The sequence below is a fragment of the Candidatus Nanopelagicales bacterium genome (assembly GCA_030700225.1).
Classification (GTDB): domain Bacteria; phylum Actinomycetota; class Actinomycetes; order S36-B12.
In genome coordinates, this window is the sequence record JAUYJT010000030.1 from 41,570 (window position 1) to 64,754 (window position 23,185).

A 23,185-nucleotide genomic window follows, 5' to 3' on the forward strand; every position below is an offset into this window, starting at 1 on the left:
CGAGGTGGGCGAGGCTCGACCAAACCAACACGCTCCTGTCTGAAGAGCTCCAGTCCTGCGAGATCCTGCGATCTCGGCGGCCGGTTTCCCGAAGCGACCACCGAGTGGTCGTTGGCAGCGTGAGGATCACGCTCGTCGGGCCGACTGAGCCACGACTCCTCCTCGATCGAACTGATGCACCGCCGGGGCAACGAGCACCCGCAGTTGCCCAACTGGCTCTCGGTCTCCTGGCCGCGGGCGCCGACGTCACGGTGGTCACCCTTTGCCCGTCTGTCAAAGCGCCATGGGTCAGATCGAGCGGGCACATGACTGTGCGGGTCGCCCCAAGCAGGTTCCGGGCGCGCGACCTGGTTTCCAATGCTTGGCGACCCGAACGGGCAGCGCTGGCACGCGAAATACGCTTGTCTGATCCAGACGTCGTACACGCACACTGGACATACGAATTCGCGCTCGCAGCGCAGGACACGGGGCTGCGGCGGGTCATCACCATCAGGGACGCCCCCGGAACGATCTTCCGCTACTTCCGGGACCCGTACCGAGCGGCACGGTGGGCGATTGCCGGCATTGTCGCCCGAAGAGGCGGCGTGTTCATCGCTAACTCACCCTATGTCGCCAAGGCGTTCAGCCGCCAGGTCTGGTATCGGAAGGAGATCCATGTAATCCCCAACGGGTTGACCGACGGCCTTCTGCTCGAGTGTCGGCCATACCAGGCGCGCGATTCGATGGACCTGCTCGTCATTGCCGATCAGAGCCGGCGCAAGAACGTCGTTTCGGCGCTACATGCCCAACACTTGCTCGAGCAGCGCGGATCGAACTCAACGCTGACCGTCATCGGCGATGGCTTGGACCAGGGATTCCTTGATCTCATGGCGGCAGAAGCCAGGCCTAGAAGCGTGCGCATGTTGGCTCGCCAGCCACGGCCTGCCGTGCGAGACGCGATCAAGAGCTGCGACGTAATCATCCACCCAGCCCTTGAGGAGTCGTTCGGGAACGTCCTCCTCGAAGGCATGGCCGCAGGACGGCCGATCGTGGCTGGGGAGCGCTCAGGTGGGGCGCCATGGGTGGTCGGACCCGCAGGGCTCCTGGTCGATGTACGTCGCCCGGAGGAGATCGCGAATGCCGTGGAGCACCTGCAAGCGAACCCATCGATGGCAGCACAGATGGGCCATCGTGGCCGGTCGCGAGTACTGGAACGGTTCACGTCCGAGCGGATCACGGCAGAACATCTCGCTCTCTACGGGCGACTACTGGAGCGCCAATCGTGAAGTGCCATCGCCTTCAAGTCCCAGACGCGATCCACTCCATCATCCGCCCACGCGTCTCACCGAGAAGACGACGAATTCTCGACAGCTGCCGAGTCAGTCAGCCACGGTCAGCTCAGGAACCACAACCGTGGGCAGAGACGGCGGTTCACCTGCCATCGCCGCCAGAGAGTAGCACCTGAGGCCGCAAACCGACGCGAGGTACAAAGCGTAGCTCGTGAACCCAAGCACGATGTCAGCCCAAGCGAGATCAAGAGCAAGCGGCCGGTCTTTAGCACCGACGACGGAACTGCGCAGATCCCACTGAGCAGCGACATCTTCGTACTTCCCAGCGATCTCTGATGGATGTCGTCGAACCCGGACTTCCGTTTGCCCCGCTGGAAGTTCGAGCGCCCGGAGCAGTTCGGGAAGGCGCAGCAGCACACGCCCCTCCGGCTGGTCCGTCTCCGAGTCAACTCGTTCACCAAGCGGCTCCCCGAGTACGAGAAGCCGCCTGGCGCGTCCGGTCAGTCCGTCGCCGGTGGGCTGCCCAGCCCGCAGCCGCCTCGTGGCCCCGACCACGGACTCCGCGACACGGTTAGGCCACTCTGCCAGCGCGCAGCGCATCGCGTTCGAGGTCAGATTGCCAGCCAGTTCCAACCAGGAGCCAATCACTCGCCTCGACGAGAGCGCCCGTGTCTCGAACGCGCGGACCAGTTTTCACCGCCCCAAGCGACCCCGCCGGCCCGTCAGCGAGGATGGCCGAGACGTGTGGGAGATCAGGGATCCACTCCGCGACATGCAACGAGCTACCAGCATCGTGGATGGCGATGCCACATCGGCCCAGTGCACCAGCGTCTGATGGTTCGAGAATCGACTCGTACACGGCGCTAGCTGGGTTCTTCTCGGCTGTCTGTCGCCTTGGTCGAGAAGTAGAGGGTCTCGCAACCGGAATCAGCGTCCGACCTGCCTACATCTAGCCCAAGACCACGCCGGGGGCTCATTCCGCATGCGTCTATCAGCCTGCGCATCGCCAGGTTCCCCGCGGCAGTTCCCGCGGTCACCTCCGAGATTCGCATAGACCTCATCAGTTCATGGATCACGAGACGCCAAGCGTCGGTCCCGACTCCAGTCCCCGATCGGCGCGGGAAGACCAGAATCCCGATGTCAGCAGTCCTCGTGTCAGGATCGACGTAGGCAGTGATGGTCCCGACCAGATCCCCTGACGAACGATCTTCCACGGCCAGGAACAAGTTCGGCGTCCCGTCGAAGGACGCCAGATACCGTCGACAACTGGCTGCGTCATGACGCAGAAGGCGCTGGTCACTAAACTTCATGTGCTCTCGGTCGTTCAGAGCCCCCAGATACTCCTCGCTGATGTCCAGCACAGTGAAGTTCCTAACCCAGACACGAGGGCTTCCAACCGGCTCCCAATGCGCCATCAGTCAGCCCTGAGTTCATCGAGGTGGTCCCAGACTTTCGCGAAGGCCTGAGCCACGAGATCTGTCTGGTGCTCACCAAACTCGTGCGTGCACAAGCCCAGACACAGGATCTGCTCATGGAGACGCTCCGCCACAGGGCAGGGGTCAGCGCGTGAGCCGGGATCGTAAGGAAACCCCCGGCTGCCGTATGCGAGGTGTTCGACGAAGAGCGGCAAGCGGTGGATGTTCTGATAGCCCTCGAACAGGCCAGTGACGCCCTCCGCCGTGAGCGCCTCGAAAACGCGAGAGCGCGAGACCCCGAGTTCGAGAGGGTCGAGGATCAGCGGATAGATGTAGTAAACGTGTGTGTTCCCGTCATCGACATATGGGGTTTGGAGTCCACGAAGCTGGTTGAGGGTCTTCGTGAGCCTCTCAGCGGCGGCTTGCCTGCTCGCGACTTGGCCCGGAATCTTCGTCAGCTGGATTCCAGCGATTGCCGCCTCGATCTCTCCCAGCCGGAAGTTGTAGCCCATGATTCCGTGTCGTGGGACTGGCCGCACACCACGGCCTAGCAGTACCTCGCCGTGGTTGCGTATGAGCGCCATGCGCTCGGCGGCGGCGTCGTCCCCGGTGACGATCAGCCCACCCTCGCCGCAGGTAACGTGCTTGAAGTGGTTGAGGCTGTATCCCCCGATGTCGGTCATTGTCCCGGCAAGGCGCCCCCGCCTGGTCGCGAGCGGAGCCTGGGCCGTGTCACTTAGCAGTCGCAAGCCGTGATCCTCGGCGAGACGCCTTAGCGCCTCGATGTCCGCCGATTGGCCGAAGATGTCAGGCACCAAAACCGCCCGGGTCCTGGCAGTGATCCGCTGAGCTACTGACGCAGGGTCGAGGTTGAACGTCCGGCAGTCGATATCAGCGAACACGGGAACCGCGCTTGAGTGCAAGACGGAGGTTGCGGTTGCAGCCATTGTCCAAGGACTGGTGATGACTTCATCGCCAGGCTCCAGCCCGAGCGCACCGACGGCGCATATGAGCCCAGACGTCCACGAGTTCACCGCTAGGCAGTGCTTCACCCCAAACAGTGCGGCGGCCTGGGCTTCGAGGGCCTTCACGCGGCGCCCACCCATAAACCCAGGCCCGGCGTCACCCACGTAGCCTGACAGCTCGCCCGATCGAACGACGCTTGCCGCCGCGAGCGCCTCCTCTTCACCTAGTGATGAGTAGGGCGGAAACCGCTCTCCGACCACTGGGCACCCACCGAACAGAGCCAGGTCCGAAGCACCCATCTCACGAAACCTGTTCCATGAGTCGCAGCGTCATGATTGCGTCATCGAGCCCAGACACGAGCGGGCCGCCGTCAATGAGGATCCGCGAAATGTGCCGGTAGACGTCACACTGATACGAACTCAACGGATCCCTCCACTCCTGGGCGTCCGGGCGGGGCGGTTGCGATTGCGGACCGCGCTGCCGAGCCCTCCAGCTGATGTTTGTCCCCCCGAGCTGGTACGTGAGCAAGCCCCCGCTGAACGCCAGGGACACCTCCGCCAGTCTCAGCCCGCCTTCAGCTCCCCCATGAAAAAAGACACTACCCGCGTTCTCGAACGACATCACAAAGCTGGGGGTGAGGCCAGACGCAGGAGCCACGTCCGCAACGCGCCGAATGGACGAAGGCTGCCCGATCCAGCCAGTCACTAGGTTCACGAAGTGGCAGCCGTTCACCCAGAGCCCGTGACTGTACTGCACAACTCCGGAAACGAGTTGGCCAGCAACCGGCGAACTAATCAGTGCCCCTATCTCGGCCGTTTGAGGCAGATAGCGCCTGAAGTAGTTCACGCTCACGCGCGTCCCCATACTCTCGGCTACGGAAGCGAGGCGCTCAGCCTCGCGCGCGCTCATAGCGCACGGCTTCTCGCACAGAAGCATGCGCGGCGCCCAACGCCGGATTGCATCTGTAGCGAGCCTGACATGATGCTCCGTCGGCGTCGCGATCACAACCAGATCGACCCGCGTGTCAGGGACCTCCCGCAGCGTTGCCCAAGTCGGCAGGTCATACAAGAGGCCGAATGTTTCTCTGGCTCTGGGGTCTGGATCCACACTTCCGATGAGCCTGAAAGCGTCGTTGGTCGTGAGCGCGCGTGCGTGAGTCGCGCAGGAGCCAACAACCTGCCGTGGGACATCCTGATCCAGATCAACATCGTAACCAAGCCCGATGCGGCCCAGCCCAACCAGAAGTGCGGTGAAAGGCGGGCTCCCCATCAGCTTCGCTCTTGCGCGAGCATCACGGTGTGCATCAGCTGAGCGCGCTCCCAGTCGTCCTGCGTGTCGATGTCTTGCACGCGCCACGACGGGAGGGCATAGCCGAGTGCCCGCCGAAAGATCGGAAGACCATCTGACCAAGCGAGGGACCTTCCCCGGTAGAGTTGCCCAGCATCGTGAAACCGGTCTGCGTAGAACTGCGTCGGAGTCACATCTTCCCTCATGGACACGGGCCTTCGGAATTGTACTGGGACGCTTGCCGCCTCCGCGATCACGGCGATCTCCTCATCCTAAGTCGACACACGACCTGCTCGAAGACTCCACTCGCGAGTGCAACATCCATCGTCCAGGTAGTCAATGGCCGCCCGGACATCAGCCGGATGTTCTTGCGTGGTGTCCGCTTCGATCCGCCCGTGCCGGGGTTATTGCGACAGCGCCGCCCTGGGCGCGCCCGCTGGGCGCGGCATCGGGGTCGGTCACAGTATTCGCTGCCTTCACATCAAGGTCACGGACGCAAAACAGATGCTAGTTCCAGCGCTGGCGGTTATGTTCGATGGGTGGTGTGCAAACGGGAGTGTTCATGACGCTCAGGTGATTGGATGCTGGGCGCCAAGGACTAGTGTTGCCACCCCTCGATGCTGGAGGCGGCGGCTTCGCCATCGATGATTCCCAGGCGGGCCCGGGACAGGATGTCCCGACCGATGTAGCTGCGCATTTCGGTCCATTCGTCATGTTGTTCGACCGTCCCCGCTACGACACGCCACCCCACGCTTCTCCGAAGCGTCGGATTGTGGGATGACTCTGTCCAGCCGGATGCCAACCGAGGCGGTGTGCGCGGACAGTCATGCCGAGGCGACCGTTCTCCGCTTCTCAACGAATGCGGAGCGGATCGCGACGGGGCGCGGCAGCTAGCGCACACGGAATAGAGGTTCGAGACGGGGTCCTTGTAGGAACTCACCCACGTCGGCGCTGGAGGCCGCGCTGGCCAGCGTGGGAAGAGCTCGCGAGTACGCGTCCACGACTGCGCTGAGATCAGACGGCGAGTGAGCCAAGGTCATTCCGTGTGAGCCGATCATGAAGACTCCGGCCTGGCACATCTCCTGAATCAGCAGCGTCTTCAGACCCCAGACATCGATTCCAGGATCGTCGGTCCACCGGAAGATGTGCCACGATGGGTGGCCAGCTAGCTCGAGGAAGCGACTGCATCCGCTTGCGGTTAGCGCCTCCCGGACCCGGCCCTGCAACAACGCTCCTCGCTCGGCCAGGGTCTCGGTGACTGGCTCCGCAAGCAGAAGGTCGAGGACGGCGGCAGCGGCAGCCAGGGACAGCGTTTCTCCCCCGAACGTGCCGGAGAAGAAGATCTCTTCCATTCCCATCATCAGCCCGCGTCGTCCTGCTATCGCTGACAACGGCATTCCATTGGCAAGGCCCTTGCCGAAGGTCGCCAGGTCCGGCTCAACGCCGAACGCCTGTTGGGCCCCGCCGTTGCTGAACCTGAACCCCGTAATTGTCTCGTCGAAGATGAGAACCACTCCCCGGGCCGCACAGGCATCTCTGACTCCCTCAAGGAAGCCTGGCGCAGGGTAGTCGAGGTTCATCGGCTCCAGAATCACTGCGGCGAACTCGTCGGGATACTGGCCGAGCAGCGACTCGAGTTCGTCAAGCTTGTTGTAGGTGAAGGTGTGGGTAAGTTCGCTCACCGCGCCAGGCACCCCGCCGCGTCGAGCGGTCGAACCTATGTACCAGTCGTGCCAGCCGTGGTAGCCGCACACGGCTACTCGATCACGCCCTGTGTGGAAACGGGCTAGCCGAACCGCGCCTGATGTCGCGTCCGAACCGTTCTTGGCGAACCGCACCATCTCGGCTGAGGGCACCATCGCGACGATTCTCTCTGCCACCTCGCTCTCGAGCCGATGCGGTAGCGACAGCGTGATCCCGCTGCGGAGTTGCCTCAACACAGCCTCGTCGACTGACGGATGGCGGTAACCGAGCGTCACGCAAAGCAAGCCACTGGACATGTCGATGTACTCGTTTCCATCAACGTCCCAGAGCCGACACCCGTCGGCACGCTCCGCGAAAAGGGGTGCAGCACCCACCGGTAGCTGCGTGCGGCTCTTGCTGAAAGTCTGGGACGCGAGGGGAATCACAGCCTCGGCTCGTGCCAGCCAGGCCAGTGACTCCCGATACCTCCCACGAGCGCGGGAAGATGAACCCTCCATGGTCAGAACCTCTCTACAGTCGCGCGCGGTCAGGCCATCGCCTGGGATCGCGGATTCGCGTGTCGTTGATGCCGAAGCTCATCCAGTCAACGCTTCCCGCGCCACCCTCGGCGGCTCCGCACGCCTGCTCAACCTCGGATGCGGTCGTGGTTCCCACGACGATGCGGGCGATGCCGGGAACCTGGAGTGCAAAGGCCACGCACGCCTGCTGGGGAGTCATACCAGCTGCGCGGCAATTACTGTGAAACCGGTCCTGATGAGCAGCGAGGGGCCGGAACATACCTGACAGGCGATCAGGCTCCAGCAGGATGAGCCCCTGCAAGTAGACGCTGCGCGCATGGACCTCGACACCTTCAGCAGCGAGCTCCTGTATTGGCCCTTGCGTGAGGGTCTGGTCATACACGCTGGCCGGCACTTGAACAACCTCCGGGCGGAAGGCCTGCACGGCCCTATCGATCTCCTCGCGGTCATACGCGGAGAATCCGATCCTGCGAACGAGGCCGAGTTCCCTGGCGCCGTCGAGGGCTTCGGCGATTGCATCCGCATCGCTACTCCATAAGTCTGCGGCTCGGTGAACAAGTAGCACGTCGATGGGCTGGCGGCCCAGTCTCGCCACCGACTGCCGGATGCCAGCGTGGACAGCTGCGATCACGTCCCCGCCTAGCGGACGAAGCGAGGAGAGAGGGGCCAGCTTGGAAATAACCTGCAGCTCGCAGTGCCTGGAGAGCGGCGCGCGAAGCGCCGACTCGGCCCCCCCGTACTCGGCTGCGGTATCGACCCAGCGAACTCCAAGCTCCACACCACGGTTGAGCACGATCGCCGCGTCCGCCTCAGACACACGGCCCTGTGCATTGGAGATGCCGTAGTCCAGCCCGAATTGAGCAGTTCCGAGCACGAGCCGCTCACAGGCACCGTTCATTCGCGTTGGCTGGCTGGATAGGTGGGGTCTGCCAGCCAGGGTGCAATCCGCCCAAGGCGGACCACGTCACACCGCTGGCCTGCGATGTCGCAGGCGTCGGCTGGCAGGAGAGCTTCTATGCGAAAGCCAGCTGCCTGGAATGCGCGGATCGATGCGACGTTCACGGAAGCAGCTCCGGCGAAGAGCTTCTCGATCCTGATCTCGGAGAAGGCGAAAGCACTCAGCGCCGCGATAGCCTCAGTTGCGAAGCCGCGACCCCAATACCCGCGGTCGCCGATCATGATCCCGACCTCTGCGCGCCGGTGCAGACTGTTGGTCGGCCCGAGCTTGATGTTGCCGATGTGGCGACCGTCCGCCACGACGGTGATTGCGCACGCCAGCGTGTTCTCGTCCGCAGTCACCCCCCGGACGTACCCGGCGACGCTGGAAAGCGTGTGGTCTCCGGACCGCGTATCCAAGTACTTGAACACGTCTGGATCGTTGAGCCAGGCTACATAGTCACTCGTCACGTGGTGCTCATCTAGTCTCAGAAGACGCAAGCGTTTGGTGCCGATGACGAGCAGCGGATCCTGAAGACTGCTCGTGTTCACGGATGTAACCTTACGTGAGACGCATCGAGGCGGGTTCGCTGCTCAGGGGGGCACCACGCGCACACCGGGAGAGACCCAAGAGATGGCATCACAGGTTCCAGCTCCCTACGGCCGTTCCGTAGGCTCCGCTGTGGCGATCATTCCGGCGCGCGGGGGCTCGAAGCGGATACCTCGGAAGAACATCCGCATGATGTCGGGGCGTCCGCTTATCACGTGGGCTGTTGAAGCCGCGCTCGCGAGCGGGGTCTTCGATGACGTGGTGGTTACAACAGACGATGACGAGATCGCGTCGATAGCGGGTGACGCTGGCGCATCGATTCCCTTCATTCGGCCCCCCGAGCTCAGCGACGACTACACGCCGACGGTGCCGGTCATCGCGCACGCCGTGGCCGCCCTAGACCAGCTAGGCGCGAGCTACGAGTTCGCATGCTGCCTGTACCCAGCCGCGATCTTCCTCGTTCCAGAGGACTTTGCCGCGTCGCTCGAGCTACTCAAGCGCAACCCCCGGCACAAATACGCAGCGACTGTGACACGGTACGCGGCTCCAGTTCAGGAAGCCATGGAACTTGGCCCCGACGGGACGATCCGCTTCCTTTGGCCAGAGCACTATGGCACCCGTACGCAGGAGTTCGCGGAGCGGTGGCACGACGCGGGCCAGCTGTACTGGGGGCGACGGGAGGCCTGGACCGAACATCACTCGATCTTCGACCTTGCAGTTGGCTATTCCCTTCCCCCGTGGCGCGTCCAAGACATCGACGACGAAGATGATTGGAGGCGCGCAGAGGTAATGCACACCCTGTTCCTGATGGAGCAGCAGCGATAGGGATCACAACGGGACAGCAATCCCGACCGGCAGCGTAGTTTCAACCCCGGCGCGACGCGCCAGCGTGTACGTTGGCAGCCCGCAGTGGGACGCAAGGTACAACGCATATGAGTTGAAGCCGACGACGGCGTCCGCCCACGCAAACTGCTCCGCCAGCGGGGAATCGCGGGCGGACGCAACAGAAACGGTGCTCGGCCATTCCGCCCGGATTGAGTCATACTTGTCGTCCGCCTCGATCGGGTGCAGTCGCAAAGCGATGTGGACGTTAGAGGCGCCAGGGTTGAGGGGACCAAGCACGTCAGGCAACCGCGCTAGCACCGAGCGCTCTGGCCCGTGCCCGCCCCCAGCGGCAAGCGGCTCGGCGATGACCAGGACGCGCCAGGCCCCGGCTGGATCGCGCGCCTGGCGGAGTGACGCCGTCGCGGACCCGATGTCGTCCGCCAGAGTGTTCGGCCACTCAAGGACCGCCACTCCAGGAAGAGAACTCCCGGCGATCTCGCGCGCGTAGGGGTCCGTCACGATCACAGCGTCGGGCAAGTCCAGCGGATCCGGGCCGAATCGGACTCTGTAGTTCACCCAGTGGTCGAGCACTGAGAGCACCAGCCGATCGGCTCGACGCGCGGCGCGCACCGAGTCCGCCAGTTGCGGCGTCCACCCCGACCCAACGAGCAGCCATTCGCACGCATCGATCACGGAGGCTGCGTCTTGGAACTGCCTCAGCTCACCTGCGGCAGGAATACCCCGTGCCCATCCCGTCGAGAAGACGCCAACCACATCAGTCAGGTGCGGCAACCACGCCACGACGTGAGCAGCACTGCCGGCATCAGCGATCACGATCCCGCAGTCACCCAGCCGACCCGCTTCTGCTGGGGACGGAACATGGTTCAGGTCCTCAACGAGGGAGCTCATCAGTAGGGGTAACCGCGGCCGACTGTGATGAAGCGGTCGGCCCTGTCGAGATTGAGGCTCGAAGTCGGCTCGTCGCCGATCCATGCCGACTCGTCGACCGAAGCATCGCCCAGCTCTGCGCTCCACCCTTGGAAGCTCCAATCACGCAAGTCTCTGGCGCGCCACGACTTCGGGCTGCGGAAGCGATCGGCAACGAGCCATAGGGCGGAAGTCTGAGCACCGAGCCAATCCGCGAGTAGATCCATGTGCGGAGGCGCTACGAATTCGTACTTGCGAACGAGGGCGATGGCGGACTGGCGGCTAAGGCGCTTGTGGCGGATTTCGCGACATGCATGGTCCAGGACGCGCGAGTATCCGCGCTTGCACATCTTCAACCAATCGTGGAATCCGCCGTAGACATACGACTCAACGTGATCGTAGGCATCGAATGTTCGTGCCAGCCGGGCCGACTTGAAGCCCCTTTCTCGCACCATGAACCTGTGCTGGGCGGTCGGATCCCACCTGACGAAGTTGCTCAGGTAGATACCTCGCACCCCGATGCGGTGGAGCTCCCGATCCTCCGGATACCGGAACTGCCAGACATCCTGGTCTCTCAGGTCACTGAATGACTGGAGCAGGTCGCCGGCCTCGTGGCCCATGAGGTCGTGCTCTTTCCGATACCGCCGACTCATCTCGACATTGTCGAGGTGGGAGTACATCCCCACTTGTTCAACACCCTGGTGCGGGCCCCAGATGATGAGGGGAATGTTCATCCGAACGGCGGTCTGGACCGGGAACACCGTGTGGCCGGCGAGCGCTTGCCAGTAGACACTCCCCAGTTGTTTGAGCGTCTGCCGCGTCAGGCGCTTGACGCTGACCGGGTTGACGTGCTGAGTGAGCATATCTACATCGAAACGGTCGCGGAGGTGAGCGAGATTCCGAATGCCAAGCGGGGTGTTGTAGTAGGTGTTGTAGCTGACGACCAATGGGTTCATCTGAAGCCGCTCCCGAACCAGATGGATCAGGAAGTACGAATCGTACGCGCCTGTGACAGGGACGATGCAGTCGTAGGTTGCGCCGGAAGGGCTCCTGTAGGGCTTGACCAGGAGTTCCAACTCCCGCCAGCGCTCACCCCAGTCCAAGAAATCCTTCTCTTCGTGCACGCGGCAGCCCGAACAGACTCCCTCGGAATCGAACGTAATCCCGAGCGGGTGGTCGCTCCCGTACAGGCATCGGGTGCAAAACGTTCGGCCAGTCATTCCGGTACCGTCGCTTCCCATGGGCGGACAGGTGTCGTGAGCCGCAGCTTCACTGAGGGAACCGCCAGCTCGGTGTGGTGAAGGAAGTTGCCGATGGCAACGCCCATGACGCGATCATGACGGATCACACGGTCAGCCAACTCAGGATCGCCTATCCCCCCAGTCGCGATCAGGTTGACTGCGGGGATCTTGGGCAGCGCCTTCTCAAGCCGCTCCAGGCTGAAGCCTCCGTGCATTCCGTCCCCCGCGACATCTTGATAGAGGATCTCGCCGCCCCATCCGGATGGCAGTGCCGCAGATAGGTCGGCGACCGGGCGGGTTGCTCCGGAGGTCGGTTCAAGCCAGGCGAGAGTGTCGCCATCTTCGACGACGGGCGCACTCAAGACGACAGCCTGGTCACCGAGAGCGTCGGACACGTCAGCCACCAGGCGTGGGTTGGCCAGCACGCCGCGGCCCAACACGACTCTCTCCGCCCCAGCACGGGCCACCGCGACCGCATCGGCACGCGACATTAGTCCCCCGCCGAAGGTCAGTGGCGTGGAGAGCGTGTGCTCCACAAGATCCGAGATCATGTCCAGTGCCGACCATTCGCCTCGGGGTCGTCGCGAAATGTCGAGCAGGCAGATCTCGTCAACTTGCCAACGCTGGAGCTCCTCCACGATGAACCGCGGACGACCGACGGGCAGCCAACGCGAGAACTGGTAGCTGTTGACCACCCAGCCATTCCGAACCGTGACCAGCCCAATGATCCGCTTGAGCGCCATCACTCATCAAGACCGCTCTGCCCGGAAAAGAGGCGTTGAAGGAATCGGGCTCCCGCTATCTGGCTCTTCTCTGGATGAAACTGTACGCCGATGAGATTCTGGCTTCGGACAAGAGCTGGCGTTCTTTGCTCGTCCACTGTCTCAAGTTCGATGACTTCGGCATCATCGGGAACCACCTGGAAGTTGTGGTTGAAGAACACGCACGAGCCAGCCAGTTCCGTCGCGCGCTGAACACGAGCGTGTCTAACCCGGACCGGCACGTCGACGGTCTGCCATCCAATCCTCGGGGTCCGGCTTTCCAGGGGCTGCACGCTTCCCCGTATGAGTCCAAGGCCCCGCGTGGACTCGTGTTCGCTGGATTCGTCGAACATCAGCTGGAGTCCAAGGCACACTCCGAGGAGCGGCTTGCCCGTAGCGCTGAATCTCGTGATTGCTTCGTCCAAACCCCTAGAACGCAGTACCTGCATGGCCGGCGGGAACGCCCCTACACCTGGCAGGATAAGCCAATCGGCTGTCTCGATTCTTTCAGGTGAGGCAGCTGCCATAACGCTCACGCCCGCCCTCTCCAGGGCCCGAGCTAGACCGTCGAGGTTCCCGAGCCCGAAATCGACCAGAACCGCTGCCTTCCTCATGTCAATGGCCCACAACAAAGCGGGGACAAGGTCGGCCCGACGGCGGCACCTCGAACAAGTCAGCGTTCGTGTTGGCGCGTACCTGTTCCCAGAAGTCGGCAATGTCGATGTCGATAAAGTCACAGAACTGCTCGATGTAGTCATCGCTGCAGGCACCGTCGTACGTCGCGACGATTTCGCAGGCGTCATCCCGCGTGATGCGACCTTGTCTGATTTCCTCATTCATGTAATCGGTCGCCCGTCCGAAGCCGAACTTGTAGTACTTGATCATCTGGTTGAGGGTTACCCAATCCTCATCGAGCGCCGTAACTCCGAACAGGTCACCGGTGTTCTCCGGACCATCGTCGCGGAATTCGAGCCCGTTCAGACCCGACACGATCGCGTTGTTCACCAATGACCAATCACCCAGGGCCCAGCCCATGTAGAAGAGCTCGATATTCGCGTCTTCGAATTCCTGGAGTGATGGATATCGATACGAGATGAGCTGGTCGTCCGTGAAGCCCGCATCTCGCAGCCAGGCGTCCGCCCCTCCAGAGAGGGTGTTGGCGTTGCGCAGATTGCTTCCGTCGTACCCAGTCTGGCCAAGGGTTCCCATGTCTCCAAGTTGCAGCGCTGGGTTCTCCCCCCAGAGGATCAACGAAATGCCGTAGTCGATCGCCAGTCGAGGTACGCCGCTGAACAGGGCCAGCTCTGTCGACCTGGCCCAATTCGTGAACTTCGCGAATGACACCTTCATCATCTGCCGCCAGGTTTCTGGCGCAGGGTTGATGCTGACCACATCGAAGCCCAGATCGATGAGATTCCCGAGATTCTCGGCTCCCCGGTCGGAGAGCTGTCGCGGCGGATACCCGACGCAAACCAGCAGTGGCTGGAGCTCCAGCTTATCGCGGACCCAGAGGGACTGCCGCGTACTGTCCTTGCCGCCGCTGACGCCCACGATGCAGTCGAATCCGCTCTTGCCTCGTCGCCTGTGCGGCGCGATGGCGGCCTGAAGCTCCTCACGCCGAGCGTTCCAATCCACCTTGCCGAGGCTCACCGAATAAGTGCATGCTGGACAGACGCCGTCCGGGCCAAACTCGATGGCCGGGCGGGTATCGGGCTGGAGGCAGCGCAGGCAATACCTCATCGCTCGGTTCGGCCGACCGTTCTCGTCGTAGCCAGCGAAGAAGACATGATTGTCAATCGCCCGCAGTGTTCCGCTGTTTCGAGGTGACCACTACTGTCGATCACTCAACGAGTCCCTTCCGTGACAGCTCGTTCCGAATCGGGTGATCCGTCGTACCCTCGCACGATTCCCTTGATGGAATGCCTCGGGACATCATACTGCGCGGACTGGCGACAGTTTGAGCCTCCAGCAGTTGACATGCTCTCCCCTAGCGCCGAGCGCCCCTCTCGACCGCCTCAGCCTTCAGCGCCAACACCAGGACTGCAACTCCTTGAGCCCCGCTGCTTCGGTGATCACCGCACGCCTGCAGGGCTCTGGCGCCCTACGCCCCAGTCCACACCTACCCGATCGCGATCATGCCCGGCCGCACCCGCACCAGACGCTGCAAATCCTGACGCGTTCGCAGGCTGGGCCACCCGAGCGCGTCGGCGAGCTCCGCTCGGTGGTCGTGCGGGTCAGCGCCAGGCTTCTGCATCCACGGGTGTTCCTGATAGAGGCAGCCGCCAGCGCACTCCTGTCCGTGTTCCCTGTCGCAATCGGTCTCCCGGTGCCCTTCATCGAAGGAGAGTCCGGGAATCACCTGTACGAGCTTCCCAAGCGAAGCCGCATAGATGAGGGCTGTCGACACCGCATCCGCAATGACCAAGTCGTGAGCCTCAATCAGCGCCAACACGTTTGGGAGCACCCTCGTACGGTCTCCTGCTGTGGAGCCTGGCGCGTGACTCGTCCCCCGGTATCCGGCGCACTCGACTGCGAAACCGTGAGACTCGAAGCCCAGGCGTGTTTCGCGGCATAGGAAGTCCTGCCAAGCCAAACAGACAGTCGTCCTGGATGGATCGAAGAGATCAGCCACCTTGCGCGGCATGGACGCGAACGTGATGACGTCATCTTCGCAGGAATGTACGGGGAAGAGCAGGGTCCTGCCACTGCCAGCCAACGAGTTGTTGGCCTGCACTGAGCCAGTCTCCCAAATCGTGGATCGGTTCCTCATCCGCAGGAGATAGAGCCAGGGAGCGCCAATCGCGATGACTTTGCGGGCGCCCGCCGCACGCGCTGACTGAACCCATGCCTCATTCCACATCCATTGGGGCAGCTCCCGGGCTATCGGGTCCAGCACCTTGCGTTGGGGGATCGTCTCCGCGCGCGTCCATCCACCGTGTGGGATACGCCCGAGGATCAGGCATGACATGTCGTAACCAGCGGCCTGGAGAATCAGCTCGCGGTGGCCATAAGCGAACTGTTCACTGTAGCAATCGATACGCGCGTCGCCTTGGCCGAACAAATACGTCGCGGCGCGAACCGCCCCTGCCGTGCTCACGCGGCGCCCTGCAATGGTCAACCGAGCACCCAATGGACAGCTCCTGATTCTAGACCGTTTGATTGGTGCAAGATCCTACCTGCGGTCGATGCGATGCGGTCTCGATCGTGAGGTCGGCCCTTGTCCGCGAGTGTAGCCAAGGCTTCGTCCGAGCGTGGATCGGCTCGACGGTATGCTTGGGCGCCATGGCAACGCTCAAGTCGATCAGGAACAAGATCGTCGACAATAGGCCCGCCCAGGCAGCACTCAGGAAGGCGTCTCGAGCACGGGTCATCCCGCCGCGCGTCTACGAGAAGATCCCGCCGCTCGGCAGCCACCCCGTCATCACACCGGAGGGGAACACAATCGCCTATGTTGCCGACCTGAGCGACATGATGGCGCGGCAAGTCGTGTGGGGGAATCTCCAGGTCTGGGAAGCCACCAGTCTCCAGATCTTCTCCAAGCTTGCCCGATCCTCGGTACGCTTCCTGGACGTCGGAGCCTACACGGGGATCTACAGCCTTATCGCTTGCGCTGACGGCCCAGGCGAGGCTATCGCGTTTGAGCCGAATCCAGCCGTCCGACCACTTCTTGCGAGGAACATCAGGGCCAACAACTTCGATCACCGAGTGACGGTTATCCCAAAGGCCGCATCGGATACCCCTGGCACCGCCACCATGACCATCCCGTTCGACACCACCGCTGCCAGGCTGGATGCAAGCGGAACCGGGCCGTGCGTCGAAGTCACAACAGTCGACGACGTACTGGCTGGCAGAAGAGTGGACATAATGAAGATTGACGTAGAACGGCTGGAGCCGCAGGTGCTGAAGGGGGCTGCCAACTCGCTCTCGCAGTACCATCCGGCGCTCATTATCGAATGCCTAGACCAGGAATCGTTCGTTGCGGTCGATGAGCTCGTTCGCGGCTTCGGCTACGACAACTGCCAGCACCTTGGTCAACGCGGGGTCGCGTCGACCACGTCCTTCGTCGAAGAGCCAGCATTCGCCAACTTCCTCTGGCAAACCACTCACAGGTAGCAGCGAATCACCCTCCGGTACGTTTGCCTCTCTCGTCGGGTGAGATCGCGAGGCTGGCGTCCTTGCTAAGGCCGATTCGCGCGCATGACCCCAGGTTTCTCAGCGAGTAACGAAACCAGAAGACCGGCGATCGATTCGTGGCCCACCGCACTCAAGTGCGCTCCATCCCGCGCGAAGTCGGCGGGCGATAGGACCGCTCCCGGGTCCAGGACGGCAACCCGGCCTGCGGCACGACGGGCCAAGTCGCAAGCAGCCGACCTATTGCTTGCCAAGGCCCCGGGACTCCATGGATAGGTCGCCATCCGATGGAACTGGGGCAAGAGCAGAATGAGCTGGGCATCAGTTTCAGCTTCAAGGCGATCGACCAGCACGCTCAGATTTTCGCGATACAGCTGGGGCGCCATGAACGGTCGGATTCGGAGAGCTTCGGAGACCCGGTCGCCCAGTGCGCTTCCGGCGACTCGCAAGTAGGAACGGTAAACCGCACGCCGAGCCCACTGGATCACGCGGAGAAGCCAGCTCCGGTCAGTCACGGGCAGCTCACCATCTGGATGAACACGAAACCTTCGCAGCGCACGCGGGAACATCAGCATCGCCTCACGCGTCCCGTGGGCGAGAACAACGACGTCCGGCACAAGTGCTTTGACCTCGCTCAATCGGTCAAGGGTGACGGTGACCATTGCCCCACCGAATACCAGCGCCTCGACTTCCCAACCGACAGGGCCAAGACGAGAACGCGCGATCTCCGGGTATGGATGAGCGCCAACAGCTGGGTCAATGCCGAACGTTGTAGCGATCGAGTCACCGCAGATTACGAGTCGATTCGGTCGGCCATCCACAGCACCAGGCTAGAGCCACAAACCCTCGCTCGCGCAGTCGCCACCTTGGATTACGGCCGCACGGCGACCCCGTGCTGACCCGCCCGAAGGAGCAATGCCCACGAGATCCGTGCGTGCTCAGTCCCCCTTCGCGCCGCGCTTGTGCTCAGGATCGACTGCCATGGATGGAATCCCGGGAATCCTGGTCATCGTCTCGGCAAAGGACGGCATCGAACTGCAGCATCACCCCTGTCGAGCTGTCACAGAACCCGGGTTCGAGGCCGCGCAACCGATAACCTTCGGCCTCCAACCACTCAATAGCCTCCTGCCAATCCCACGCCCCCGCGTATAGCGGCTCCACTGAGAGCTCTAGCTGAACTGCGACGATTCGGTTCAGCAGCCTTCCGCAACCCGCAAGAACCTGGCGCTCATATCCTTGGACGTCAATCTTCAACACTGGCCTGTTGAGGACAAGTTCTCCTGCCGCGACGATCGAATCGAGCCTTCGAACCCTAACGCTCTCCCGTTTGACAACTTTCGCGTCGGGAGCCGCCTCCACATGGCGGTCCAGCATGTCCACCAGCGAACTGCTCGCGCCCGCGTTCGCCGTGACGTTCAGGTCGGCCGAGCCGTCAAAATCTCCGAGCGCCTCGCCGCGCACATTCCACTTCTCATCTGTCTCTGCCGAGAGCACGAGATCGCGGCGCGCGGCCTCCCCGGGTTCGAACGACACGATGTCGCCTCCGTACCCGAAACTCCTCAGAGTCCGGGCGAATCCACCGTTGTTGGCACCGATGTCGAGCACCATGCCCGGACGGGCCGAGAGCAGCGCGCGGAACAGCACATTGCCTTGCGTGTCCTGCGGGAACCTGCCTACCTCGAGCCCAACCTTCCGCAAGCGACTCCTCAATCTGGACTTGACTGACACGGCTCACCTTGATCGCACTCTGGGGGGACGACTACACCCAGGGACCGTATCACCCAGACAACGGGCTCTCGGAGTTCAGGCGGCTCGGAAACAGCCTCCGACACAGCGGACCGTTCGGGACCAATTAGAGTGGGGCGACGAACCCCCCGGGGCTTGTCCAGCACACAGTGGGGAAACCAAGCCGAAGTGATTCCTTACGGACGTCAGTCAGTAGACGAAGAAGACGTTGCGGCTGTCTCGTCAGTCCTGCGCAGCGCCTGGCTGACGACTGGACCCGCAGTCGAGGAGTTCGAATCCGAGCTCGCACGGCAAGTCGGCGCCGCGCAATGTGTATCCGTGACATCAGGCACGGCGGCGCTCCACTGCGCGTACACCGCAGGAGCCATCGGTCCGGGCGATGAGGTAATCACGCCACCCCTAACGTTTGTTGCCACGCAGGCCGCAGCAGCTGCGCTCGGCGCCAAGATCAAGTTCGCAGACGTTGAGCCTGATACCGGAAACATCGACCCAGCAGCCGCCGCCGCACTCGTTACTCCGCAGACCCGAGCGATCGTTGCAGTCGACTACGCCGGCCATCCGGCGGAGCTCGATGACCTGCGGTCCATCGCCCGCGAGCATGGAATCCTTCTCATAGAGGACGCAGCACATTCGATCGGATCCTGCTATCGCGGTCGGCCCGTCGGGTCGATCGCGGACCTCACGACGTTCTCGTTCTTCCCGACCAAGAACATCACAACGGGGGAGGGAGGTGCGGTCGCTACGGCTGATCCGACGCTCGCCCAGCGAGCGAGGTTGTTCCGGAATCACGGCCTGGTGCGGGACTCCAAGGCTCAGCGCTACCCAGACGAAGGACCATGGCATCAGGAGGTGCATGATTTCGGCCTCAACTACCGGCTGCCGGACATTCTCGCGGCCCTGGGCCTGAGCCAACTGGACCGCATGGCCGAGTTCAAGAGGCGCCGCGCGGAGATCTTCGGGCTCTACGCGGCGCTGCTCGGCGGCATTGACGACCTAGCTCTCCCGACGGTTCGGGACCATGTCGACCCAATGTGGCATCTCTTTCCGCTCAGAGTCCCGGCCAGCGAGCGCGCCCGAATCTTCCAAAGTCTGCGTAAGCGTGGCATCGGCGTGCAAGTGAACTACATGCCTGCGTACTGGCATCCGGTATTCGAGGATCTCGGCTACAAACGTGGGACGTGCCCCAACGCTGAGGCGTACTACCGGGAGGAGATCTCGCTCCCAATGTTCCCGGGTCTTCGTGATGACGAAGTGCACCGGGTGGCCGACGCTGTCGTCAGCAGCCTAGGAAGACCGGGCGCGTCATGAGCAAGCCTAGGCAGCGCATCGCGGTCTTCGCAAACAACCGGCTCGGTTTGCGCGTGGTCCGTCATCTCGCCGCTGACCCAGGCACCGAGATCCGCTTGTTGGTGCTCAATAGCAGACGCCGGGCGTTTGCCAGCGAGATTGCTGAAGCGGCAGGCGCGCATCATCCAGAGGTCTGGGCCGGAGACGAATTGGGCGATCCCGGCAAGACTGACCAACTCACAAGCATGGGCCTTGACTTCGGCGTTTCCGTATACTTCGGTCATCTGCTCTCGCGCGGCTCCATCCGTGCCTTCCAGAGGGGCGTCCTGAACCTTCATCCCGCGCTTCTCCCCTTCAACCGCGGTTCGCACCCCGCAGTGTGGGCGATATGGGACGGGACTCCGAATGGGGTGAGCATCCACGTCATCGACGAGGGCATCGACACGGGACCAGTCGTAGCTCAGGTGCCCGTTCGCGTCCGCCCGACTGACACGGCTGGCTCGCTCTACCTAAGGAACGAAGATCGGCTCTTCGATCTGTTCGCCGAGACCTATCCCGCATGGTGCGAAGGCCGAGTGCGGAATGCGAGGGTTTCAGGAGCTGGCAGCTACCACCGGCTCGCGGATTTCGATCAAGTTGCTAGGGTCACGATGGATGAAGCCACAACCGTTGGGGACTTGATACGGCGGATGCGTGCCGCGACATTTGACGTCGGTGGCGGGCTGATAATCACTGGGGATCACGGGTGTCGGTATCGGGCCCGGATCTCTATCGCCGAGGAAGAGGATCCGGATGAGTGAAATAGGGCGTCGGCAAACCACCGAAACCGAGGACCCGCCCCTCATCGTTGCCGAGATTTCTGCCAACCACAACGGAAGCAAGAAGTGCTTCCTGGACTTGATCAGGGCAGCCGCAGACAGCGGAGCTGATCTGGTCAAGTTCCAGACCTACACCGCCGACACGATGACTCTGCCCCTAGACACGCCCCGGTTCCGGATAAGTGATGACCATGGCCTCTGGGGTGGCATGCGCCTGTACGACCTCTACGAGGCAGCTCACACACCCTGGGAATGGCACGCGGAAGGATTCGAGTTGGCCCGAAGCCTCGGGATCGACGCCTTCAGTTCGCCATTTGACAAGACCGCGATCGACTTCCTCGAACAATTCGGCCCTTTCGCGTACAAGATCGCATCGATGGAGATCTCTGATCTGCCACTTATCTCCTACGCCGCCGGACTGGGTAAGCCAATCGTCATCTCCTCCGGAACGGCCCACACCTCCGAAGTCGCAAGGGCAGTCGAAGTTGCCAGATCGGCTGGCTCACGCGACATCACGCTGCTCCTGTGCACGAGCTCCTATCCAGCGTCACCAGAAGATGCGAATCTGGTCACGCTTGAGGCATGGCGCGAGGCGTTCGGCGTCAAGACGGGCCTTTCCGACCACACACTCGGACTCGGCACTTCAATTGCCGCAGTCGCCCTGGGCGCGCGCCTGATCGAGCGTCACGTCACAATCTCCAGAGCAGAGGGCGGCTTCGACAGTGCCTTCTCACTCGAGCCTCATGAACTGGCGCAGTTGGTATCCGAGTGCCGTGACGCCTGGCTGGCCCTCGGATCTGTGCGCACCGGGCCTACGAAGTCCGAGTCCGAGTCTCTGCGCCTACGGAGGTCGCTCAACGTCGCAGCCGACGTTAGGGCTGGAGATGCTGTGACCGACTCGGTTGTGCGCGCTGTTAGGCCTGGTGGAGGGCTCGGGCCTGGTTCCTTGGCCGACATCTTGGGTAGGCGTTTCGCCGTCGATGTTTCTGCGGGTACGCCGATGTCCTGGGATCTCCTATCCCCCAGGGACAGCGGCCCCGTGCCTCAGATGGACGCGGCTACCTGAGCGCTGAAGGCGTCAGCAACTCGTTCACGCCCGGCACCGTCAACGACCCCATACGCGGCGTTGGCCAGGCGATCTCGAAGCTTACCGTTCGAGATGAAGTGCGCAATGCGCTCCGCTAGTGGCCCGAGCTCCGGCTTGGATCCAGAGTAGTCACCAAGGCCGAAGACCACGCCCGCTGAAGCCAAGGCAGCGTAGGCACCGACCTGATTGTCTGCCAGGGCGAGAGAAGCAGCGGGCTTCCCGAGACAGCAGATCTCCCAAAGCGTCGTCCCCGCAGCGCTTATCACAGCGTCGGCGCTGGCCAGAAGTGCAGGGAAGTCGAGATCCGGCTCCACGCATTCGACTCTCACTGAGCCTGTCTGGACGACGTGCCCAGAGATCTGATCGGATCCGGGAGAAACGACGAGCGCGTCGACGCCCATGTCGCATGCCATGACGGCATCAACGACGTGCTTGGTAAGACCTGCGGCGTCGGTTCCACCCAGAGAGATCACGACGCGGGAGGCAGACTCGGCGCACGAAACGTTGGCAGGGCGCAGCGAGCGAACCGCGTCGGCAACGATCGCGAAGTCCGTGCCGGCCAGCACTTGAGCTAGGGGTTCGGGTACCTCCGGCCACGGCCATGACCGTGCCTCGGCGCCGAAATTCTGATCGACATACAGGGAGGCAGACTGGCCCCGCGCGGAACCGTCAACGAAAGCCAGAACCGGGACCCGACGAAGGATGGATGCTGAGACATCACTGGGCAGGCTGTACGAGTCGATCACGACCGCATCAAGCTCGGAGCTGCGCATCCATGCCAGGTGATCCGCAGCCGACACCAACCCCGCCACGACCCGGCAACTCAGCTGCCTGAGCCTGGATCGCGCAAGCGGCACGGCCTCAGCGCTACAGGCAAACTCAACATGCCAGCCCCGAGATATCAGCTCCTCCGCCATGCTGGCGCTCCGAAAGGCGTGCCCGACACCGACGTGCGGTCCGACATCGCAGATGACGCCAGCTCTCCCGGCGAAGTGCCCAACCCGCGTGGTCAACCGGCCCTCCTGGCAACTCCGAGTCGGCCTCAACGCTACCCTGCCGCTCCTCTCGACCCGCGACACCCTGGTAATGCCGTTCCGTGATTGATTTGGCCCGCTGCTCAAGCTGCCTTCTGCCCGAGACGCACGAAACCATCACGTTCGACGCCGAGGGAGTATGCAGCGTCTGCTGCAACGCCGGGGTCAAGAACAGGGTCGACTGGGACGCCCCGCCTGGACACCATCGTGCACGTCTATGGGCGAGTGCTGGCGACCCTCTCCCAAGCCAGCCAATCCGGCGTCGTCGATTCGTACCTGTGCGGGCGCAAGCTGGAACCGCTCTTCCAGCTTCGGTAGTCCCCGGCTTCCGACCGGGGCTCCTCGAGGCTCGGGGGCTTCGGCGTGGCTGCCAGAGGCACGCGGCGGGGTACGACCACGTGGGGCAGCTAGCCTCTGGGCACATCCGACGACTTCGCGCTGATCGCGCTCGCCGCCTCCACCGGCACGGCCTCGCTGTCCACCGGCACTGCCTGACCCTCGTCGCCCGAACTCTTGGCGCGATCGCCGTACCCGTACCCGTACCCGTACCCGTACCCGTACCCGTACCCGTACCCGTACCCGTACCCGTACCCGCGGCTCCGCTTCGCCGGAGCGAAGTTCAAGACCGTGCCAACCAGCCGGGCATCGACCTGCGACAACGCGTCCAGGGCCTTCGCCAGCTGA

Annotated in this window: 25 protein-coding genes; 6 read left to right on the forward strand and 19 right to left on the reverse strand. The window is 62.9% G+C overall.

The window, feature by feature from the left end; all coding sequences use genetic code 11:
* Positions 1-119 precede the first annotated feature (119 nt).
* Positions 120-1,265: a glycosyltransferase family 4 protein gene (locus tag Q8P38_04355; protein ID MDP4013834.1), complete on the forward strand. Its 1,146-nt coding sequence runs from the start codon at positions 120-122 to the stop codon at positions 1,263-1,265.
* Between the two features lie 93 nt (positions 1,266-1,358).
* On the opposite strand, the gene Q8P38_04360 is transcribed toward Q8P38_04355, so the two are convergent.
* From Q8P38_04360 to Q8P38_04400, 9 genes are all read right to left on the reverse strand, one after another.
* Entirely contained in the window at positions 1,359-1,916 is a 558-nt protein-coding gene (locus Q8P38_04360) for a hypothetical protein (GenBank protein MDP4013835.1), read from the reverse strand.
* Positions 1,917-2,131: 215 nt separating this feature from the next.
* On the reverse strand, positions 2,132-2,683 hold the full coding sequence (locus Q8P38_04365; protein ID MDP4013836.1) for a GNAT family N-acetyltransferase: 552 nt from the start codon (positions 2,681-2,683) through the stop codon (positions 2,132-2,134).
* Complete coding sequence (locus Q8P38_04370; protein MDP4013837.1) at positions 2,683-3,948, reverse strand: DegT/DnrJ/EryC1/StrS family aminotransferase; 1,266 nt, start codon at positions 3,946-3,948, stop codon at positions 2,683-2,685. The genes Q8P38_04365 and Q8P38_04370 overlap by 1 nt, the downstream gene beginning before the upstream one ends.
* A 1-nt stretch (position 3,949) precedes the next feature.
* On the reverse strand, positions 3,950-4,918 hold the full coding sequence (locus Q8P38_04375) for a Gfo/Idh/MocA family oxidoreductase (protein ID MDP4013838.1): 969 nt from the start codon (positions 4,916-4,918) through the stop codon (positions 3,950-3,952).
* Positions 4,918-5,142, reverse strand: a complete 225-nt coding sequence (locus tag Q8P38_04380; GenBank protein ID MDP4013839.1) for a hypothetical protein — start codon at positions 5,140-5,142, stop codon at positions 4,918-4,920. Before Q8P38_04380 ends, Q8P38_04375 begins: the two co-directional genes overlap by 1 nt.
* A 392-nt stretch (positions 5,143-5,534) precedes the next feature.
* The gene (locus Q8P38_04385; protein ID MDP4013840.1) at positions 5,535-5,687 is read right to left on the reverse strand and encodes a hypothetical protein; all 153 of its coding nucleotides are present in this window, start codon (positions 5,685-5,687) and stop codon (positions 5,535-5,537) included.
* Between the two features lie 139 nt (positions 5,688-5,826).
* Positions 5,827-7,137 (reverse strand): aminotransferase class III-fold pyridoxal phosphate-dependent enzyme, encoded by a 1,311-nt coding sequence (locus Q8P38_04390; protein MDP4013841.1) that lies wholly within the window; start codon positions 7,135-7,137, stop codon positions 5,827-5,829.
* Positions 7,138-7,150: 13 nt separating this feature from the next.
* Positions 7,151-8,056, reverse strand: a complete 906-nt coding sequence (locus Q8P38_04395; protein MDP4013842.1) for an aldo/keto reductase — start codon at positions 8,054-8,056, stop codon at positions 7,151-7,153.
* Entirely contained in the window at positions 8,053-8,646 is a 594-nt protein-coding gene (locus Q8P38_04400; protein ID MDP4013843.1) for a GNAT family N-acetyltransferase, read from the reverse strand. Before Q8P38_04400 ends, Q8P38_04395 begins: the two co-directional genes overlap by 4 nt.
* A gap of 130 nt (positions 8,647-8,776) precedes the next feature.
* Between Q8P38_04400 and pseF the strand changes: the two genes are divergently transcribed.
* Positions 8,777-9,469, forward strand: a complete 693-nt coding sequence (pseF, locus tag Q8P38_04405) for a pseudaminic acid cytidylyltransferase (protein MDP4013844.1) — start codon at positions 8,777-8,779, stop codon at positions 9,467-9,469.
* A 3-nt stretch (positions 9,470-9,472) separates the two neighbouring features.
* Here the strand turns inward: pseF and Q8P38_04410 are convergent, their stop codons facing one another.
* The 6 genes from Q8P38_04410 to Q8P38_04435 all read right to left on the reverse strand — a co-directional run bounded on the left by Q8P38_04410 (position 9,473) and on the right by Q8P38_04435 (position 15,495).
* Positions 9,473-10,378: a hypothetical protein gene (locus Q8P38_04410; GenBank protein MDP4013845.1), complete on the reverse strand. Its 906-nt coding sequence runs from the start codon at positions 10,376-10,378 to the stop codon at positions 9,473-9,475.
* A complete protein-coding gene (locus Q8P38_04415) occupies positions 10,378-11,616 on the reverse strand; it encodes an N-acetyl sugar amidotransferase (GenBank protein ID MDP4013846.1) in 1,239 nt (412 codons plus the stop codon). Before Q8P38_04415 ends, Q8P38_04410 begins: the two co-directional genes overlap by 1 nt.
* On the reverse strand, positions 11,613-12,380 hold the full coding sequence (locus tag Q8P38_04420) for a HisA/HisF-related TIM barrel protein (protein MDP4013847.1): 768 nt from the start codon (positions 12,378-12,380) through the stop codon (positions 11,613-11,615). The genes Q8P38_04415 and Q8P38_04420 overlap by 4 nt, the downstream gene beginning before the upstream one ends.
* Positions 12,380-13,012: an imidazole glycerol phosphate synthase subunit HisH gene (gene hisH, locus Q8P38_04425; protein MDP4013848.1), complete on the reverse strand. Its 633-nt coding sequence runs from the start codon at positions 13,010-13,012 to the stop codon at positions 12,380-12,382. Before hisH ends, Q8P38_04420 begins: the two co-directional genes overlap by 1 nt.
* Position 13,013: 1 nt before the next feature.
* The gene (locus Q8P38_04430; GenBank protein MDP4013849.1) at positions 13,014-14,138 is read right to left on the reverse strand and encodes an N-acetyl sugar amidotransferase; all 1,125 of its coding nucleotides are present in this window, start codon (positions 14,136-14,138) and stop codon (positions 13,014-13,016) included.
* 379 nt (positions 14,139-14,517) lie between these two features.
* Positions 14,518-15,495, reverse strand: coding sequence for a hypothetical protein (locus Q8P38_04435; GenBank protein MDP4013850.1), 978 nt, complete (start codon positions 15,493-15,495; stop codon positions 14,518-14,520).
* A 185-nt stretch (positions 15,496-15,680) separates the two neighbouring features.
* On the opposite strand from Q8P38_04435, the gene Q8P38_04440 reads away from it, so the two are divergent.
* A complete protein-coding gene (locus tag Q8P38_04440; GenBank protein ID MDP4013851.1) occupies positions 15,681-16,511 on the forward strand; it encodes an FkbM family methyltransferase in 831 nt (276 codons plus the stop codon).
* Positions 16,512-16,576: 65 nt separating this feature from the next.
* Here Q8P38_04440 and Q8P38_04445 read toward each other — a convergent pair whose 3' ends face one another.
* Entirely contained in the window at positions 16,577-17,350 is a 774-nt protein-coding gene (locus Q8P38_04445) for a hypothetical protein (protein ID MDP4013852.1), read from the reverse strand.
* A gap of 145 nt (positions 17,351-17,495) precedes the next feature.
* On the reverse strand, positions 17,496-18,227 hold the full coding sequence (locus tag Q8P38_04450; protein MDP4013853.1) for an FkbM family methyltransferase: 732 nt from the start codon (positions 18,225-18,227) through the stop codon (positions 17,496-17,498).
* Between the two features lie 159 nt (positions 18,228-18,386).
* Between Q8P38_04450 and pseC the strand changes: the two genes are divergently transcribed.
* The 3 genes from pseC to pseI are packed head-to-tail and all read left to right on the forward strand — an operon-like array spanning position 18,387 to position 21,446.
* On the forward strand, positions 18,387-19,583 hold the full coding sequence (gene pseC, locus Q8P38_04455) for a UDP-4-amino-4,6-dideoxy-N-acetyl-beta-L-altrosamine transaminase (protein ID MDP4013854.1): 1,197 nt from the start codon (positions 18,387-18,389) through the stop codon (positions 19,581-19,583).
* A complete protein-coding gene (locus Q8P38_04460) occupies positions 19,580-20,362 on the forward strand; it encodes a formyltransferase family protein (GenBank protein MDP4013855.1) in 783 nt (260 codons plus the stop codon). Before pseC ends, Q8P38_04460 begins: the two co-directional genes overlap by 4 nt.
* Positions 20,355-21,446, forward strand: a complete 1,092-nt coding sequence (gene pseI, locus Q8P38_04465; protein MDP4013856.1) for a pseudaminic acid synthase — start codon at positions 20,355-20,357, stop codon at positions 21,444-21,446. Before Q8P38_04460 ends, pseI begins: the two co-directional genes overlap by 8 nt.
* Here pseI and Q8P38_04470 read toward each other — a convergent pair.
* Positions 21,425-22,480 carry a hypothetical protein gene (locus Q8P38_04470; GenBank protein ID MDP4013857.1) on the reverse strand — a complete coding sequence of 352 codons (1,056 nt, stop codon included), beginning with the start codon at positions 22,478-22,480 and terminating at the stop codon, positions 21,425-21,427. The genes pseI and Q8P38_04470 overlap by 22 nt on opposite strands.
* 428 nt (positions 22,481-22,908) lie before the next feature.
* Positions 22,909-23,185 (reverse strand): hypothetical protein (locus Q8P38_04475; GenBank protein ID MDP4013858.1); only part of this gene is annotated, 277 nt, incomplete at its 5' end.